The 16,055-nt window shown below is 41.7% G+C and carries 19 protein-coding genes, 7 tRNA genes and 2 pseudogenes; 3 read left to right on the top strand and 25 right to left on the bottom strand.

The genetic code is table 11. The features are described from left to right. Positions 1–141 precede the first annotated feature (141 nt). From M1M80_RS02745 to M1M80_RS02735, 3 genes are all read right to left on the bottom strand, one after another. On the bottom strand, positions 142–690 hold the full coding sequence (locus M1M80_RS02745) for an NADPH-dependent FMN reductase (RefSeq protein WP_060397970.1): 549 nt from the start codon (positions 688–690) through the stop codon (positions 142–144). Positions 691–925: 235 nt separating this feature from the next. Beyond that, positions 926–1,885 carry an NAD(P)H-dependent flavin oxidoreductase gene (locus M1M80_RS02740; protein ID WP_060397969.1) on the bottom strand — a complete coding sequence of 320 codons (960 nt, stop codon included), beginning with the start codon at positions 1,883–1,885 and terminating at the stop codon, positions 926–928. A 172-nt stretch (positions 1,886–2,057) separates the two neighbouring features. Then, entirely contained in the window at positions 2,058–2,483 is a 426-nt protein-coding gene (locus tag M1M80_RS02735) for a MarR family winged helix-turn-helix transcriptional regulator (RefSeq protein ID WP_032732229.1), read from the bottom strand. 585 nt (positions 2,484–3,068) lie between these two features. Between M1M80_RS02735 and M1M80_RS02730 the strand changes: the two are divergent. Continuing rightward, positions 3,069–3,220 (top strand): annotated as a pseudogene (locus M1M80_RS02730) (IS1595 family transposase); the annotation flags it as partial. Between the two features lie 156 nt (positions 3,221–3,376). Continuing rightward, positions 3,377–3,691: a YfzA family protein gene (locus tag M1M80_RS02725; RefSeq protein ID WP_003240437.1), complete on the top strand. Its 315-nt coding sequence runs from the start codon at positions 3,377–3,379 to the stop codon at positions 3,689–3,691. Positions 3,692–3,838: 147 nt separating this feature from the next. On the opposite strand, the pseudogene M1M80_RS02720 reads toward M1M80_RS02725, so the two are convergent. The 9 genes and pseudogenes from M1M80_RS02720 to M1M80_RS02680 form a co-directional block, all read right to left on the bottom strand. Beyond that, positions 3,839–3,951 (bottom strand): annotated as a pseudogene (locus M1M80_RS02720) (phosphatase RapI inhibitor PhrI). Between the two features lie 171 nt (positions 3,952–4,122). Beyond that, positions 4,123–4,206 (bottom strand) — tRNA-Leu (locus tag M1M80_RS02715). A gap of 79 nt (positions 4,207–4,285) precedes the next feature. Beyond that, positions 4,286–4,367 (bottom strand) — tRNA-Leu (locus M1M80_RS02710). Positions 4,368–4,378: 11 nt separating this feature from the next. Then, a tRNA-Lys gene (locus tag M1M80_RS02705) sits at positions 4,379–4,454 on the bottom strand. Between the two features lie 26 nt (positions 4,455–4,480). Continuing rightward, positions 4,481–4,555 (bottom strand) — tRNA-Gln (locus M1M80_RS02700). A 12-nt stretch (positions 4,556–4,567) separates the two neighbouring features. Next, a tRNA-Glu gene (locus tag M1M80_RS02695) sits at positions 4,568–4,639 on the bottom strand. Positions 4,640–4,668: 29 nt separating this feature from the next. Beyond that, positions 4,669–4,759: transfer RNA gene (locus M1M80_RS02690), tRNA-Ser, on the bottom strand. A 4-nt stretch (positions 4,760–4,763) separates the two neighbouring features. Continuing rightward, positions 4,764–4,838 (bottom strand) — tRNA-Asn (locus M1M80_RS02685). Between the two features lie 122 nt (positions 4,839–4,960). Further along, on the bottom strand, positions 4,961–5,413 hold the full coding sequence (locus M1M80_RS02680; protein ID WP_019257543.1) for a SprT family protein: 453 nt from the start codon (positions 5,411–5,413) through the stop codon (positions 4,961–4,963). A gap of 103 nt (positions 5,414–5,516) precedes the next feature. Between M1M80_RS02680 and cmpA the strand changes: the two genes are divergently transcribed. After that, a complete protein-coding gene (gene cmpA, locus M1M80_RS02675; RefSeq protein WP_003225207.1) occupies positions 5,517–5,630 on the top strand; it encodes a cortex morphogenetic protein CmpA in 114 nt (37 codons plus the stop codon). 9 nt (positions 5,631–5,639) lie between these two features. On the opposite strand, the gene M1M80_RS02670 is transcribed toward cmpA, so the two are convergent. The 13 genes from M1M80_RS02670 to M1M80_RS02610 form a co-directional block, all read right to left on the bottom strand. After that, complete coding sequence (locus tag M1M80_RS02670; RefSeq protein ID WP_060397968.1) at positions 5,640–7,799, bottom strand: Tex family protein; 2,160 nt, start codon at positions 7,797–7,799, stop codon at positions 5,640–5,642. Positions 7,800–8,005: 206 nt separating this feature from the next. Beyond that, the gene (gene rsbX / locus M1M80_RS02665) at positions 8,006–8,605 is read right to left on the bottom strand and encodes a phosphoserine phosphatase RsbX (RefSeq protein ID WP_060397967.1); all 600 of its coding nucleotides are present in this window, start codon (positions 8,603–8,605) and stop codon (positions 8,006–8,008) included. Then, positions 8,605–9,393, bottom strand: a complete 789-nt coding sequence (sigB, locus tag M1M80_RS02660; protein WP_003240361.1) for an RNA polymerase sigma factor SigB — start codon at positions 9,391–9,393, stop codon at positions 8,605–8,607. The genes rsbX and sigB overlap by 1 nt, the downstream gene beginning before the upstream one ends. Then, a complete protein-coding gene (gene rsbW, locus M1M80_RS02655; RefSeq protein WP_003240359.1) occupies positions 9,359–9,841 on the bottom strand; it encodes an anti-sigma B factor RsbW in 483 nt (160 codons plus the stop codon). The genes sigB and rsbW overlap by 35 nt, the downstream gene beginning before the upstream one ends. Beyond that, a complete protein-coding gene (rsbV, locus tag M1M80_RS02650; protein ID WP_003240357.1) occupies positions 9,838–10,167 on the bottom strand; it encodes an anti-sigma factor antagonist RsbV in 330 nt (109 codons plus the stop codon). The genes rsbW and rsbV overlap by 4 nt, the downstream gene beginning before the upstream one ends. Before the next feature lie 61 nt (positions 10,168–10,228). After that, positions 10,229–11,236: a phosphoserine phosphatase RsbU gene (gene rsbU / locus M1M80_RS02645; protein WP_003240354.1), complete on the bottom strand. Its 1,008-nt coding sequence runs from the start codon at positions 11,234–11,236 to the stop codon at positions 10,229–10,231. A gap of 11 nt (positions 11,237–11,247) precedes the next feature. After that, complete coding sequence (gene rsbT / locus M1M80_RS02640) at positions 11,248–11,649, bottom strand: serine/threonine-protein kinase RsbT (RefSeq protein ID WP_003240352.1); 402 nt, start codon at positions 11,647–11,649, stop codon at positions 11,248–11,250. Between the two features lie 3 nt (positions 11,650–11,652). Beyond that, positions 11,653–12,018, bottom strand: a complete 366-nt coding sequence (rsbS, locus tag M1M80_RS02635; RefSeq protein ID WP_003225190.1) for an RsbT antagonist protein RsbS — start codon at positions 12,016–12,018, stop codon at positions 11,653–11,655. Between the two features lie 4 nt (positions 12,019–12,022). Next, a complete protein-coding gene (rsbRA, locus tag M1M80_RS02630; protein ID WP_003240350.1) occupies positions 12,023–12,847 on the bottom strand; it encodes an RsbT co-antagonist protein RsbRA in 825 nt (274 codons plus the stop codon). Positions 12,848–12,961: 114 nt separating this feature from the next. Further along, positions 12,962–13,312, bottom strand: a complete 351-nt coding sequence (ndoA, locus tag M1M80_RS02625; RefSeq protein ID WP_003156187.1) for a type II toxin-antitoxin system endoribonuclease NdoA — start codon at positions 13,310–13,312, stop codon at positions 12,962–12,964. Between the two features lie 4 nt (positions 13,313–13,316). Next, positions 13,317–13,598: a type II toxin-antitoxin system antitoxin EndoAI gene (gene endB, locus M1M80_RS02620; protein ID WP_003225183.1), complete on the bottom strand. Its 282-nt coding sequence runs from the start codon at positions 13,596–13,598 to the stop codon at positions 13,317–13,319. Positions 13,599–13,712: 114 nt separating this feature from the next. Continuing rightward, the gene (gene alr / locus M1M80_RS02615; RefSeq protein WP_060397966.1) at positions 13,713–14,882 is read right to left on the bottom strand and encodes an alanine racemase; all 1,170 of its coding nucleotides are present in this window, start codon (positions 14,880–14,882) and stop codon (positions 13,713–13,715) included. 114 nt (positions 14,883–14,996) lie between these two features. Next, the gene (locus tag M1M80_RS02610; RefSeq protein ID WP_080010740.1) at positions 14,997–16,013 is read right to left on the bottom strand and encodes a LolA family protein; all 1,017 of its coding nucleotides are present in this window, start codon (positions 16,011–16,013) and stop codon (positions 14,997–14,999) included. Between the last annotated feature and the right edge of the window lie 42 nt (positions 16,014–16,055).

The raw sequence follows: 16,055 nt of genomic DNA, 5'->3' as shown, positions 1-16,055 counted from the left end.
TGGACAATGAAGGTATTTGAAGTAAAGTCTTTGTTATCTGAAGCTGAAAACCAAACAGATCGAAGAAAACAAAAAACTAAGCATACTAACTAATCTGTCGGCAATTACCCGTTGTCCTTTTTATTTATCTAAACACCTGTTCTAAAAAGAACCTTTCTTATTGACTTCTTCAAGCAATTTAGATATTAATAACTCTAGTGAGGAATTAACCTCATTTTCTATAAATTCCCCGTCTTCGTTCAATTTATTGTTTGCTCCTGAAATTAATAACGCTCCACCATCGAATACATTCGCATTTAACACACTTAGATTGAGTTGTAATGCTTGATGCGCATTTTTCCCATCACATGAAGCTGTAATAACCGCTACTGGTTTCGAATAAAGCTCTGCAGACGACACCAACCATTCTAAAGCATTTTTCAAGACACCAGGTACACCCTTTATATATTCGGGTGTACAGATAATGACTCCATCGGCTCTTGAAAGCGATTCTCTATATACTTGCACCTCTACTGGTGGTTTATCACTATCTAAATCACGATTAAAATGCGGAAGTTTTTCAATACCATTGTATATTTCATATTCAACACCGTTGGGCATGAATTTTTTTAGGCTATTAAGTGCTTTTTGAGTTGATGATTTTTTCCGGCTACTTCCTGATAGGGCTACAATATTAATCTTTGTTTCCATACGAATCTCTCCTACAATAAATATTAATTAAAATTACTTCACTTCAGAGACTCTGTTTCCATTAAACTATTTCTTAGTTTAGGGTGAAATTTATTTTGCACGTGATGCATTCGAATATCGAATTTAATTTAACTAGTGTTTGAACTAACATACCGCCAAATAGTCCGAGTTATAAGTAAATGTTTTTAACTATTGAAAAGGGAATTCCATTAAATATTCCGAAGACCCTAATATTTTAATTAAAGTCTTGCATTAAAGTATCAACCACTTCTTTTACAGTTCTGATTTCTTTAATTGGCGTAATTCCAGTACCCACAGAAATATAGCCCTCATCTGTATTGCCTTCTAGCATGCCGATACGCATTCCAATTGATCCACGCATCATTTTTGCTATTTCTTCACGACTAACACCTTGTTTATCCATTTCTACTAGTTCATTCGCAAATTTAGTAGGTAAAGAACGATAGTATGCTGGTAAAGTACGGAACATTAGTAAATCTTCTGCTGTAGCATCTACAATCATTTGTTTCACGTTTTCTGCTGCTGGATTTTCTTTTGTTGGAATAAAGACACTACCAGCAAACACACCTTCAGCGCCTAAAGCAAATGCGGCACGCACTCCTCTAACATCTCCAATACCACCAGCTGCCATTACAGGGGTATTTATAGCATCTACAATCATTGGAACAATCGAAAATGTTCCAATAACTCGTTCTGGAACCGTACCACCTTCATCAAATCCAGTCGCTACATAAACATCTATTCCAAATTCTTCTGCAGCTTTTGCATTTTCAATAGTAGGAGTAAGTGGTCTATAAACAATTTTAATATCGTTTTCTTTTAATGGTTTAAAGATTCTTTCATCCAGTATATCGTTCACAATAACAACAGGAACTTTCTCGTCAATAACTGTTTCTAAAATTGGCCATGTGTAAGCTAAATCACGATTTACGATTACAGGTACTCCAAATGGTTTATTAGTTAATGATTTTGTTTTTTGTATTTCAGTTCTCATTCTTTCCGCACTTATTTCGGGTGAACGAGTTATATCAACCTGACCGGCATTTGGACCTAGAAATCCTAATCCACCAGCATTGCTTACCGCCGCAACAAATTCGGCATTAGTAACCCAAGACATCGGGCCCTGTATAATCGGCTTTTCTATATTTAATATTTTGCATATTCTATTATTCATTATTGAATCCTCCTGCTTAGATTATTTTCAACCTTCAGTTGGTTTAAAGAAATACTTAGTTTACTAAATAATTTTCAGTTTGGCTTACTTATTAGTACAATATTTTGGGCAGAGTATCTTCCAGGTTACTAAATATTTATTTAGGGTACTAAATATACATTTGAGAGAAAACTTAAGATAAGTTTTTCTCCATACGCTTTATTAAATCCCTTAATATTAAGCGTTCTTCCGCTGAAATTGACTGTAGTAATTTTTCTTGGTGTTCATTCCATTTAATTCTAACGGGTTCTTCTAATTCTTTGCCTTTGTCCGTTAGATAAATTCGCATAACCCTTGCATCTTCTTCATCACGTTTACGGTATATGAAACCATTCTGCTCTAGCGATTTAACCATATTTGTTACCGTAGGCGGTTCGCATTTTAAATGTTCACATAGCTGCATTTGTGTTATTCCATCACCTAACCACAAACGCGAGAGTAAATTATCTTGGCCGACATAAAGATTGAGTTCTCTAAGGCTCTCACTATAATTCCGACGCATTTGGGAAGAAACTTTATCCAAGGACATACGAATATCACAGTCCACACTAATCTTCAAAGATAAACCTCCTCTAGCCAAAAAATATTTAGCGGGCTAAATATATCATGGTTGTGTTTTAGTTGTCAACGTTTCTACATTGATTGCTCTTCTTCAGCTAACCTGCTCCGTTTGTGACATAAGAATGGTATATCTTTCTTTTAGAAACCGATGCGATTGTTGAACAAAAAGTATAAGGAGTGAAACATATTATTCATGTATAACATGTTTCACTCCTTATTTTATATGACTTTTTACAATTTAGGTCTTGATAAACAACGAGACGAATAACGATAAGGCAAAAATTAAAAGATACCAATATGGTTTTGTACCTTCATTAAATCGAGTCCCTCAACATAGTGAAAACGTATCATGGGTTACAAAGGCTTTTAATCAAAGCATCTGTTTATTTTATTTACACCTATTTTCATCATTTTTTATGAATTCCGGGCACAAATTGGGCACCTATGAGAGACCAACGGAACTCTACATTTCATCAAGTGATATGTCACTCATTGCCCTGTCGTAATAAAACAATTCTAAATCTCTTTGATATTGCTCCCATTCTTGCAGTGTATACAGGTATCTCTCCGCGTCAACTTCCTTCAATATCTGAACAATTATCTAGCTTGGTTTCAAGTGTTAGAATCCATTCAACATCAAAGGAATACTGTTACTATAAATAACTTGATAAAAGAAAATTAATACAAAATATGGAAACGTATGATATACTAAGGATATCTAGATTTACGATATAAACATTATTTCTTATTCAACTAACGGGCAGTTTAATTGAACTAAACATGCAGTTGAGTTCAATAACAAAATAAACAATAGAAAAAGATGTTAAATTTTGAACTTTAATTTTCCGTATATCAATATAAAATGGAATCTAATGCAGGGAGGGATTTTAGTTGGCTGAAAAGCAAAAAAGTGTTTCATCTTTGAAAAAATATTGGGTTTCTCAAATTGGTGTATTTTTATTGTCACAGATAATTTTTATTACATTTGAAACAACAGGATGGTTACCTAATTATAAAGAGATTGATGGAACACTATTTGGGAGAATTACGGAATCATCAATTTTTATAGAATGGTTTACTTTTTATGAAACACCACAATTAAATTTACTTACTGTCTTTTTTGGCGTCTTCTTTCTTGTGCCTGGAATAATAAGTGCATTAAAAAACGTATTTTCGCCTAGACACTATAGCAATAGCTCTAAATAACCGTGATTAAAAATAAATATGGTTTATTAAAATGAATAAAGTTTGAGAAGAGTTTTACTTAGACTATAAATTAACATTAAACTTTAACAGAACTTTTAAAAAAAGCTTAATCAAAAAGATTAAGCTTTTTCTAATTATTTTAGTAACCTATGCCCCTACCCTACTGTAGCGACTTTGATCTCAGTATTATGATCACTTTGCAAATAAGTTATTGATAACACACTACTTAAAATGACTGCTGCCAATAGAATCCGGCTGATTAGAGAGCATTAAATTTCCTTGTTCATGAAAATAATCAGCGACTGATAATATAACTATAACAGGGCATCTTGGTTTTCTTCCATGTTTAGCAATTCTTTCTCTACTTCTAGCCGTATTTTCCGCACAAAAAAATAATACCAAAGGTGGTTAAACCCTTGGTATTATTGGGATGCGGCCGAGAGGACTTGAACCTCCACGGGTTATTCACCCACTAGGCCCTCAACCTAGCGCGTCTGCCATTCCGCCACGACCGCGTGATCATTAAACTGTTTGTGCTGGTTTAGTAGGCTCTTAACCTAGTAAAACTGATTTGCGTGCACTTTGTAAATAAAGTGCGGGTGAAGGGACTCGAACCCCCACGTCGTAAGACACTAGATCCTAAGTCTAGCGCGTCTGCCAATTCCGCCACACCCGCAAAAAGACAAATGGTGAGCCATGAAGGACTCGAACCTTCGACCCTCTGATTAAAAGTCAGATGCTCTACCAACTGAGCTAATGGCTCTTACTATTCAATTTCAAAAATAAAAATGGCTGGGCTAGCTGGATTCGAACCAACGCATGACGGAGTCAAAGTCCGTTGCCTTACCGCTTGGCTATAGCCCAACGAAAATGGAATGACCCGTACGGGATTCGAACCCGTGTTACCGCCGTGAAAGGGCGGTGTCTTAACCGCTTGACCAACGGGCCGATGGTTGAGAACTTATATCGAATTCTTATGGCGGAGAAGGAGGGATTTGAACCCTCGCGCCGCTTACGCGACCTACACCCTTAGCAGGGGCGCCTCTTCAGCCACTTGAGTACTTCTCCAATATGGCTCCACAGGCAGGATTCGAACCTGCGACCGATCGGTTAACAGCCGATAGCTCTACCACTGAGCTACTGTGGAATAATGAGACAAGACTTATTATATCAGCCTCAATTTACAGTGTCAAGAGGTAAATGTTTTTATTTATCTCTCGTGACGACTTTTATAATGTAACATAGGCTTGCCATATTCGTCAACCTTTTTCACGAAAAAATTCTTTTTATTTTTCCGCGGCATTTTCCGCATCTGTATCTGTCAGGGTTCATGGCACGCTTCTTTATATACTGTTGGCCGCAGGCCGTGCAGATATACATATAAGTTTTTTTGCTTTCTGTTTTTTTCTTAAGGGGTGTACAGAACCTTGGCGCGTTGACCTGCTGCAGCAGCACTCGAAAATCTCTGTCTCTGTGCTTGTACCCTTTTCCCTCAAGGTGAAGATGATAATGGCAGAGCTCGTGCTTAATGATGCCGATCAGTTCCTCCCTGCCGTGCTCAATCAAATATTTCCTGTTCAATTCAATGTTATGAGAGGTTAACAGGTACCTTCCGCCCGTGGTCTTGAGCCGGTCATTAAAAAGCGCCTGATGGCGGAACGGCTTTTTAAAATACGTTTCAGAAATATCCTCTGTCAGCTTTTGAAGCTCTTTGTTATCCATGGTGCACCTCACTTAAAAAACATTGAACGGGACAATTCACCGTTCGCATACAATATGGTAATCACCGTCCCTCTTATGATAAAAGCTGAGGAGGAATGAGCCTATGCCAAATTGGCTTAAAAAGCAGATGCAAAAAGCGTTCCTTGAAAAAGATAATTACCAAATTAAACTGCTGAATCAATGCTGGTATTTCTATAGGAAAAAACACTGCTCGTAAGCAGTGCTTTTATTTTACCATAGACAGCGATACTCTGCCTTTTTGTACATCTACGCCGTCAACCCAAACTGTCACGATATCGCCGACAGATACGACATCAAGAGGATGCTTGACGAATTGATTGCTGAGTTTTGAGATATGCACAAGCCCGTCTTGTTTGACTCCGATATCAACAAACGCTCCGAAGTCCACTACATTGCGCACGGTGCCCTGCAGCTCCATTCCCTCTTTCAAATCTTCCAGCTGAAGGACGTCTGTTTTCAGCAAAGGCTTAGGCACCTCATCGCGAGGATCACGTTCCGGCCTTGTCAGCTGTTCACAAATATCTTTCAGGGTGATTTCTCCGATTCCCAGCTCTTTTGCCGTTTCAGAAAGCGCCAGCTGATTGATTTTGTCCTTCAATTCCGCCGTGCCGATTTGTTCTGTTGTAAGGCCGAGCTTTTTCAATAGCGCTTTTGTTTCTTTGTAGCTTTCCGGGTGGATGCCTGTTCTGTCCAAAGGCTCTGTCCCTTCCTGCACTCTTAAGAAACCGATACACTGCTCATAGGTTTTCGCACCGAGTCTCGGGATGTCCTTCAATTCCTTTCGATTCGAAAACTTCCCGATTTCCTCACGTTTTTTGACAATGTTGCCTGCGACAGACTTTGATAATCCCGCTACATATTGAAGCAGCGCGGCGGATGCTGTGTTGACGTTTACTCCAACCTGGTTAACGACCGTTTCGACGACGAAACGCAGAGATTCATTTAAGCGTTTTTGGCTGACGTCATGCTGATACTGCCCGACACCCACAGACTTTGGATCGATTTTGACGAGTTCCGCGAGCGGGTCTTGAAGTCTTCGCGCAATAGATACGGCGCTGCGCTCTTCAACCTGAAGTTCAGGGAATTCTTCTCTGGCAAGCTCAGAAGCCGAATATACACTTGCTCCCGCTTCATTGACGATCACATAATAAATTTCACGCGACATGTCCTTCAGTACATTGACGATGAATTGCTCCGTTTCTCTGGACGCCGTGCCGTTTCCGATCGCCACCATCTCGACTTGATACTGCTCAAGAATCGCTTTGACTTTTTCATGGGCTTCCTTCGTTTTTTTGACTGGCGCATGCGGGTAGATGACATCAATTTTCAAGACTTTTCCGGTCTCATCTGACACAGCGAGCTTACAGCCAGTTCGGAAGGCCGGGTCAACACCGAGAACGGTTTTGCCTTTCATCGGCGGCTGAAGCAGAAGCTTTCTCAAGTTTTCAGAGAAAATATGAATCGCCTGTTCATCCGCTTTTTCTGACAGCTCTTTTCTGATTTCACGCTCTATTGCCGGCTGGATCAGCCTTTTATAGCTGTCTTCAATCGTCTCCTGCAAAATCTCTTTTACGGATGTTGAGCGGTTCTTGATGATCTGTTTTTCTAAATACGCCTTGATGTGATCCGCAGGCGGTTCGATAGATACCTTTAAAATGTCTTCTTTTTCGCCGCGGTTCATCGCCAGCACCCTGTGCGGAACGACTTTTGCGATTGGCTCTTCATACTCGTAATACATTTCATAAACATTTTTCTCGTCGGTGTCTGCCGACTTACCGGATGCAGACTTAATGGTTCCTTTTTTAAAAGTTTCCTGGCGAATCCACTTTCTGAAATTCGGCTCGTCTGAGATTTGTTCCGCAATAATGTGCTTGGCGCCTTCAATCGCTTCTTCCCTTGTGAACACTTCTTTTTCTTCACTGATGTATTGGTCTGCAGTTGCTGCCAGGCGATCATCCTGCGGAAGTGTCAAGATATAGTCAGCAAGCGGCTCGAGGCCTTTGCTTTTCGCGACTGTCGCCTTTGTTTTGCGTTTTTGTTTATACGGGCGGTAAAGGTCTTCCACTTCTTGAAGCTTCACCGATTGCTCAATTTTTCGTTTTAAGTCATCTGTCAGTTTATCCTGCTCTGCAATGAGCCTGATGACTTCTTCTTTTCGCTGATTCAGGTTTTGTATGTATTGCCAGCGTTCAGAAATCGTCTGAATCTGAACCTCATCCATTGAACCCGTCTGCTCTTTTCGGTACCGGGCGATAAACGGGACTGTGTTACCGTCCTCTAGCAGGCGGATGACACTTTCAACGTGTTTTTGTGATAAACCTATTTCTTTCGCAATTTGCTGTTTTAAAAGGGCTGACGTTTCCATGTAACCAAAGCCTCCAATTTTGTCGTTCTTTCTCTAGTGTATCAAAAACCGAAAAAAACACATAAAAAAAGACAGCTGGCGCTGCCCGTGTTTACTCATTTTTTATGATTCCTGCAGGTCGCTTAGAATGTTTTCAAACACACATCGTAATTCTAATCCTCACCGCAAAAAAAGAAGCCGGATGTCCAGCTTCTTTTTCTGATTTATTAGGACAGCTGTCCAAGAATATAGGTCAGATCATCTTTTCTCGATGTCGTATACATTTTCAGCGAATTCGATATTTCTTCTACCGATTGGCCTTTTTTCAAATGGGAGCGGATGTCGGGCACGTTGAGTCCATCTGTATGTATAATGAACTTTGAACCCTTTTCATAAGTGGCGGTGTGCGTTTTGTATTTTTGCGGCTTGCCTGATAAATAGCCTGAAATCGGCAGAGGATAAAAGCTTTCACCAGACGGGGAATGCAGAATAAAACGTACGTTTCCGACAGAGCAGTACGTAAACTGCCTTTGTTCAAAATTGATTTTCAGGATAGATGCTGTTGCGCCTCTTTTGTTTTTCATCGCCTGATTACAGCGTTCGATAATGCTTTGTACGTCTTCGTTCGCATAGTTTTCCACTAAGTCTTTGATTGCTGAAGAAGATTCGTTGGCAAGCGATCCGCTTCCAAGTCCGTCAGCTACCGCACAAATTAATTCTTGATCATCAGCCTTCATAAAAAAGCTGTCGCCGCAAATCGATTTTCCTTCTTTATTCAGTTGGTATACAAGAGTTTGAATATGCTCGTTTTCTTCAACCTGGATCATTACATTAACTCCATGGAGGGATCTTCAATCAAGGCCTCTCTGAGCTTCTTCACAGCTTTGCGCTGCAGACGCGAGACGTGCATTTGAGATATACCGAGAATGTCCCCAGTTTCTTTTTGGCTTTTGTTTTGGATATACGTAAGGTCTATGATTTGTTTTTCACGGTCTGAAAGGACATGAAGCACGCTTTGCAGCATCATTTGCTGGTTGACCCGCTCATATCCGTCCTCCTGTGATCCGACGATATCAAGAATCGTGACGGTGCTTCCGTCCGCATCCGCTTCAATGCTGTGGTCAACGGATAAGGCTTGATAGCTTTTGCCCATTTCCATCGTTTCAAGAACCTCTTCTTCTGAAACATCAAGGAATTCGGCAATCTCTTCTACTTTCGGCGACCTTTGTGTTTCAGTCGTCAGCTGATCAACCGCCATTTTGATTCTTGGTCCCAGTTCTTTAATCCGTCTCGGCACGTGAACGCTCCACGTTTTATCTCTGAGGAAACGTTTAATTTCACCGATAATTGTCGGGATGGCAAAAGCTTCAAACGATTTGCCGACGACGGGATCATATCGCTTAATCGCGCCGAGCAGCCCAATCATGCCGACCTGGCGGAGATCCTCGTGAAAGCTTTTGCCTTTTGAATATTTTTTCGCAAGCATATCAACCAGATTTGTATACACCTGCACAAGCGTTTCTTGCGCCTGTTCATCTTGATTTGTTTGGTAATCGCTTATGAGCCGATCGACTTCATCCTTAGTTAGTTTCGTAGTTTTTGATGGTTGTGTCATGATCAACTCGCTCCCCATTTAAATACTTTGTCATCGCTACGGTGACGCCGGAGTTGTTTTGCACTCTGACTTCATCCATGAGCGTTTCCATTAAATATAGACCGAGCCCTCCTTCTGATAATTGATCGACTGTGTGTGAAGGTGTGTACGGCCCAAGATCCTGCTGCTTTTCATCAAAATCAAAGCTGTCGCCTTCATCCGCCACAATGACCTCTAAACGATCCTCGAACACACCGAATCGTATTGACACTTCCCCATTTTTATCTTCTTTGTAAGCGTGCTGAACCGCATTTGTACACGCTTCACTGACTGCGATTTTCAGATCTTCAATTTCATCGTACGTATAGCCCATTCTGCTCGCGACGCCTGACAGTGTCAGCCTAATAATCCCTACATATTCAGGTTGGGCCGGCACTTTCATTTCGATGTAATCTGCGTTATTCTTCATTGCACTCCACCTTCTGACTTTGCAGAAATATCAATGATGTCCTTAAGACCAGTAATTTCGAATAGACGGATCAGCCGGTCAGACAGATTTTCAAGCTTGAGGGAACCGCCTTGTTTTTTCACTGTTTTAAAAACCCCTACAAAGACGCCAAGTCCGGTACTGTCCATGTAGCTGACATCCTTCAGGCAAATCCTTAAGTCAGCGCCTTGTTCTGCTAGAGGAACAAGCTTCTCTCTGAGCACCGGAGCTGAATACACATCGATTTCTCCTGCAATGTTTACTTGTATATCATCCACATTCTGTTTCACATCAACATTTATATTCATTCGTATCACCTCAAATTATCCTTCAAATCTTTAATTGTTGTATACCCTCGGCTCGCAAACGCTAAACCTTTCTTCTTAAAACAATTAACGTAAAATCATCGTGAAGTTGAAAATCCTGCAATTTGAGGAGGCTGTCGTAAATGTTTTTGACCATTTCCTGCGCAGAGCCACACATATGTTCCTCAATGAGCTTCTGTATATCATGACGCTCCAAGAAGCCGTTTTCCGTCCTGCATTCTGTGACGCCGTCAGAAAAGAGAACAATCATATCTCCCTTTTCCAGATGCTGATCAAATTGTTTGTAGTCATAATCCTGCGAGATACCAAGAACGAGCCCTTTGGCCTCTAAATCGTAAAACGTGTTGTCTTTCTGAGAATAATAGAATCCCGGTTCATGTCCTGCTGAAGCGTATGTAAATCGATGCTTGTCCATATTGTAATTTGCATAAAACATCGTAATAAACATACTTGCGTCAACGTTTTGTTCAACAACCCGATTTAAATTTTTCAGCACCTGAGAAGGGTGTATACCCGTTTCCGGCAAAGAGTCCATCGCGTATTTAATCATGGACATGCAAAGTGCCGCCGGAATGCCTTTTCCGATCACGTCCGCGATTGCGATATTAATCGATTCCTTGTCTTTGACAAAGTGGTAGTAATCACCGCTCATCTGTTTAGCGGGCACACTGATGGCGCCGATATCCAGTGCTTCTTCCTGCGGAATCTTTGTTCCGAGCAGCGTCTGCTGGACATTTGCCGCAATTTCAATTTCTGATTTGATTTCCTGCTGTATCCCCCTGAGGGTTTGATGCTCCTGATAAGCCATTCCATATCCAATCATGACTTCTATTAAAAAATCCAGCGAATGAAAAACATCTTCCGGGAGACTCGGATACAGCTCCTTCAGCACTTTGCGATGAATGCTGATGATTTCTTCCGGAGGAATTTGATGCTCGATTGTTTTTCGGCTGAATTTTTGGGCTTGATATAAAGATGTTTCTGTTAATTCGGCTATATATCGACTAAGCAGCTGATGATACCGCTGCTCAATAACCTCCCTAAAATCCACGTTCTTACCTCCTACCGAAGCCATTTAATGGCTTGTATCTCTGTTCCTTCCCCCGATACGGAATTTAAACTGAATTCATCCATCAGCCTTTTCACGCCGGGAAGTCCCGCTCCGAGTCCGCCAGACGTTGAAAATCCGTCTTCCATGACTTTGCGGATATCAGGAATTCCCGGCCCTTGGTCTTCCGCTATGATTTTCAGGCCCTTTTTTCCTCTGTCTGCGACCTGTTCAATTCCAATCTGGCCTTTACCGGCGTATAAATAAATGTTCCTGGCTAATTCTGAAATAGCCGTTGTAATTCTAGCTTGGTCTACAGTGCCGAAACCCAGTTCTTTTGCAACGTTTCGTCCCAGTTGTCTGGCGGCCACAATATCCCATTCTGTCATGATTTTTACACAGGATTGGTCGTTCATTCGCTATTCCCCCAATTCCCGCTTCAATGTCTCAAGCCCCTGCTCTAAGTCGAGCGCGGTTTCGATTTCCTCAAGTGCGATTCCAAGTTCAATCAGCGTAACTGCCACAGCAGGCTGAATTCCCGTCAAGACTACTTTTGCGCCCATTAGTTTAGACATCGTGATCACGTCGCCCAGCACTTTAGCGATAAAGGAATCAATCATGTCCACAGATGTCAGGTCAATGACAACCCCGTTAGCACCTGTTTCGTATATTTTATTTAATAAGTCTTCTTGAAAGGTTAATGCGGTTTGGTCATCAAGTTCCCATTGAATGGACACTAATAAGCAATTATACAGTTTCAAGATCGGGATTTTCGGATGTCTCAAAATGTTATTCCCCCAATGAAACAATTTTTCGATCTGTCATTTCCAATGCTGTTTGAATTCCTTTTTGCAGGGTATTCTTAGTTATAACTTGGGATAAATCTATCCCCAGGTTGACGATGGTCTGTGCAATTTCCGGACGGATTCCGGCTAGCAGGCATTTCGCTCCGACAAGCCTTACCGCCTCAGACGCCTGAATAATATGATGGGCAACCATCGTGTCGACTACAGGAACGCCCGTAATGTCAATTAACACGACTTGTGATCGGTGTTTGACGACGCCGTTAAGCAGGTTTTCCATAATTCGTTTTGCGCGTTCGGTATCAATTGTTCCGACCAGCGGCATCACGGTGATATTTTCAAACACCGGGATGAGCGGCGCAGATAGCTCCTGCAGCGCGATTTTTTGCAGGGATACTGTTTTCTCCCATGAGATTGAGTATTGGTTAAAAATTTCTGTATTAATCGGGCTGAAAAAGCGGTCGATCTGCCAGATTAATTCCGTACTCTCTTGATCTGGCAATCTCTTATCATTCATTTTCGTGTAAAGACGCTTCCAGAATTCAGCTAGCGCCGTAGCCAGAAATTTCAAAGAAAGTCCGATTTGGACAGCTCTCAGCGCCAATTCGCTGATTTGGCTTTCAGCAGCACTGTCATCCTTAACAGATGAAAGAAGAATGTCGATATACTCTTTAGATATATTTTCATACACTTGGTCAGTCAGCTGATATGATTCTTGCTCGCTTAATTCTTTTAGTGTGTCAGTCCACAGTTGGAGCAGTTCATTTTGATTCTCGGCAATGAACTGGTATACAGTCTGATTCGACATCAAATTCGCTTACCTCCCGATAAAAAGCAACATATTTTTTCGTTATTACATTATTATATCGTTAATGTTTTTTGAAAACAAAAAAAGTTGCTCTATTTGAGCAACCTGCACATATGTCTAAAAATCAATGAGTGCCAAACTGATTTGTAAGGCTTCATCAACCTTATCCATCATTTCATCATCCAGATGAGTAATCTTATCCGTTAACCTTTGCTTGTCAATCGTCCGAATTTGCTCCAGCAAAATAACGGAATCTCTTTCAAAACCGTAGCGTTTTGCATCGATTTCGACGTGGGTTGGTAATTTCGCTTTCTGTATTTGTGCTGTTATGGCTGCAACAATAGCAGTTGGGCTGAAGCGATTTCCGATGTCATTTTGGATCACTAAAACCGGGCGCACCCCGCCTTGCTCTGAGCCAACAACAGGAGATAAATCAGCAAAATAAACATCGCCGCGTTTCACAATCAAATGATTATCCTCCGCTGACTAAGCGCTCAACTGTCGTTTCAGCCTCGCACTCCGCAAAGTGAGCCTCAGAAGAAATATTCAGGTTGATTTTCGCCATTTCCATATAGCCGCGTCTCATCAAATCACGGTTGTGACGAGTTGTTCGTTCGCTGACATACGCTCTCACTGCTTGTGATATCAGTTCGTTTCTGCTTCGTTTCTCCCGCATCGCTACACCATCCAATTCAGCTACTAGGTTTTCGGGCAAGCTGATTTTCATTTCGGTTCTTGCGCTGGATTCAGACAAAAAACATACACCTCCACCAAACTTACGGATACGACTCTTTTATCCATCCAGTGATAATGATACCATTATTCACTCTTCAAGCAAAGCTGTTTTATGAATTCTCATTATGAGATGCTATTTGCTTGCATTTTCCTGCAATAAAGGATTTCTCACTTCCATTATACTCCCATTTTCCAAAAACATACGGGGAACCCGGGAACTTATTGTACAAGATACCTCGTAGTTAATGGTTTCGAGCCTGCCTGCAATCTCATCCATGGAAATATATTCATCCCCCTGCCGGCCAATTAATGTGACTTTTGTGCCTGGCGGATATTCCTGATCCAGCTCTACCATAAATTGGTCCATGCAGATTCGGCCGGCGATTTTCAGCCGTTTTCCCTTCACAAGAATTTCGGTTCCTTTCAATTTTCGAAGCCAGCCGTCCGCATAGCCTACAGGCACCGTCCCGATCCATGTGTCTTTTTCCGCTGTGTATTCCGCTCCGTAGCTGACGCTCTCGCCTTTTCTGATCAATTTGACATGCGACAGCGTCGAATGCAGGGTGAATGCGGGGCGCAGCTGAAACGGTATTTCGTCCGTAATGTCGGCTGACGGACGGAGACCGTACATGCCGATGCCGAATCTGACCGCGTTGAAAAAGCCTTTTTTCAGCCGGAGGCCGGCGGCACTGTTGGCGCAGTGCACCATCATTTTTTTTAGCGGCAGCGGAGCAATCAGTTCTTTAAAGCGCTCAAACTGCATGAAGAAATAGTCTCTTTCTTTTTCATCCGCTGTCGCAAAATGCGTAAATACCCCTCTGCATTTGAAACGGGGGTTGCGGTCAAGAATCGCCATCACGTGATGAACTTCTTCTTCCGTTTTTACACCAAGCCTGTTCATCCCCGTATCGACCTTCAAATGAAAATGAAGGGAACCTTTTTTCAAGTGGCGGGCTGCTTCCTGAAGCCATTCAACAGAATAACCTGTTAATGTCACGTCATATTCCGCCGCGATTGCCACATACTCCGGGGGAACCGCGCCAAGCACCAATATAGGCGCCTTCAGGCCCTTCTCGCGCAGTGAGATCGCTTCATCCAGAATGGCCACGGCCAAGCATGAAGCACCTGCGTCAAGAGCAGCCTTTGCTACTTCTGCATCACCATGTCCGTAGGCGTTCGCTTTTACAACTGCCATCAGATGGACATGTTCGCCGATGTGTTCTTTCATATTGCTGACATTTTCCTTTATCGCGGACAAGTCGATTTCCGCCCACGTATCTCTGTAAAAAGGTTTTGTGCTCATAATGACACTTCCTAGCTTTTATTCAATATCATTTACATATCATACTAAAATTATAGTCCAAAGGGAAACGATGCCTGACGAAAAAAAGGCCAAATTATGTTTGGCCTTTGGCAATTATTTAGATGATTGTCCCTGCATGCTTTTCGCGACTGTCACCATTTCCTCTTTAGAAAGATCTTTTGATGAGAGAAGGTAATCTACGCCGTCATATGTCCATGATAATGAGGCATCCGACAAGGCGCCGATGGTGTAGCCGAGATTTACCGGTTCGCCGTTCAGCGTAACTGAGGAGGAAGCCTTGGCAATCTGGGCTTTTTCTTGAATTAAGGTAAATGATTTTTCTCCTCCGTAGGTCATGATGATCCGCTTCCCGTCTTCAGTTGAAATATCTTTTTCTTCAAGCAGCTTTACGCCAAGCGGCAGTTCAAGCGGCGTTTTGACCGCGAATGTATCGGATGGCTTCGCGCTTGTGGCAACATCCATTTGAGAAAGGGTCATATTTTTCTTTTCGTCAAATGATTCTTTGTCGAATTGTTTATTAAATTCGAAGCTGCTGAATTCTACTTTCACCATCACTTTTCGGTCAGTATCCATGACTTTAACAGATGACGGGCTCATATCTTTTTTGTTAAACGTGATTTCTTGCGTTGGGAGCATTTTGTTATGCTGATAGTTCGTTTTTGTTTCAAATACGTATTTCTTTTCTTTCGCAGTGAAGACTGCATCTGAATCGTTTTGAACATCCTTTACGAGCGATTCAAACAGATAGACCTGGCTGCTGTTGTTCGGCCAGTCGCTTTGAAATCTGAAGCTCTTATTTAAAGACGGCGTGAGAACAAATACTCCGTTTTCATTTCGTAAAATAACTTGGTTTTGGTCCTTTTTCGGATTTTCTAGATAAACCCTGTACAGAGATGGCTTTTTGTGCCAGATTTCCACATTGTATACTTGAGGCTCACTCCCTGTCTCGATGGTCATTTTCGCTTTTGCTTTGTACGAGGTGTATTCTTTCGCCTTTTCATCTAACCCGGTCACAATATCTTGCTGCGTTTTTTCCCCGCAGGCAGAAAGAATAAGGACAGCAAGCAGTCCCGTTAAAAGCAAAACAAAGCTTTTTCTCACCTTTTTCAACCCCTTTTTCTCAATTGATGTAAAAGGAAGAAATCGCTTGTT

The sequence above is a fragment of the Bacillus inaquosorum genome (assembly GCF_023238325.1).
GTDB classification, from domain to species: domain Bacteria; phylum Bacillota; class Bacilli; order Bacillales; family Bacillaceae; genus Bacillus; species Bacillus inaquosorum.
The sequence above is the reverse complement of the archived record's forward strand: the minus strand, read 5'-3'. Positions and strand labels throughout refer to the sequence as shown.

Bases quoted from the DNA above. Each gene is read 5' to 3' on its own strand.
- M1M80_RS02740 (WP_060397969.1), bottom strand. From the start codon at position 1,885: ATGAATAATAGAATATGCAAAATATTAAATATAGAAAAGCCGATTATA.
- M1M80_RS02745 (WP_060397970.1), bottom strand. From the start codon at position 690: ATGGAAACAAAGATTAATATTGTAGCCCTATCAGGAAGTAGCCGGAAA.
- alr (WP_060397966.1), bottom strand. From the start codon at position 14,882: ATGAGCACAAAACCTTTTTACAGAGATACGTGGGCGGAAATCGACTTG.
- rsbX (WP_060397967.1), bottom strand. From the start codon at position 8,605: ATGATCCAGGTTGAAGAAAACGAGCATATTCAAACTCTTGTATACCAA.
- cmpA (WP_003225207.1), top strand. From the start codon at position 5,517: ATGCCAAATTGGCTTAAAAAGCAGATGCAAAAAGCGTTCCTTGAAAAA.
- rsbV (WP_003240357.1), bottom strand. From the start codon at position 10,167: ATGAATATAAATGTTGATGTGAAACAGAATGTGGATGATATACAAGTA.
- rsbT (WP_003240352.1), bottom strand. From the start codon at position 11,649: ATGAACGACCAATCCTGTGTAAAAATCATGACAGAATGGGATATTGTG.
- M1M80_RS02670 (WP_060397968.1), bottom strand. From the start codon at position 7,799: ATGGAAACGTCAGCCCTTTTAAAACAGCAAATTGCGAAAGAAATAGGT.
- sigB (WP_003240361.1), bottom strand. From the start codon at position 9,393: ATGACACAACCATCAAAAACTACGAAACTAACTAAGGATGAAGTCGAT.
- M1M80_RS02680 (WP_019257543.1), bottom strand. From the start codon at position 5,413: ATGGATAACAAAGAGCTTCAAAAGCTGACAGAGGATATTTCTGAAACG.
- rsbW (WP_003240359.1), bottom strand. From the start codon at position 9,841: ATGAAGAATAACGCAGATTACATCGAAATGAAAGTGCCGGCCCAACCT.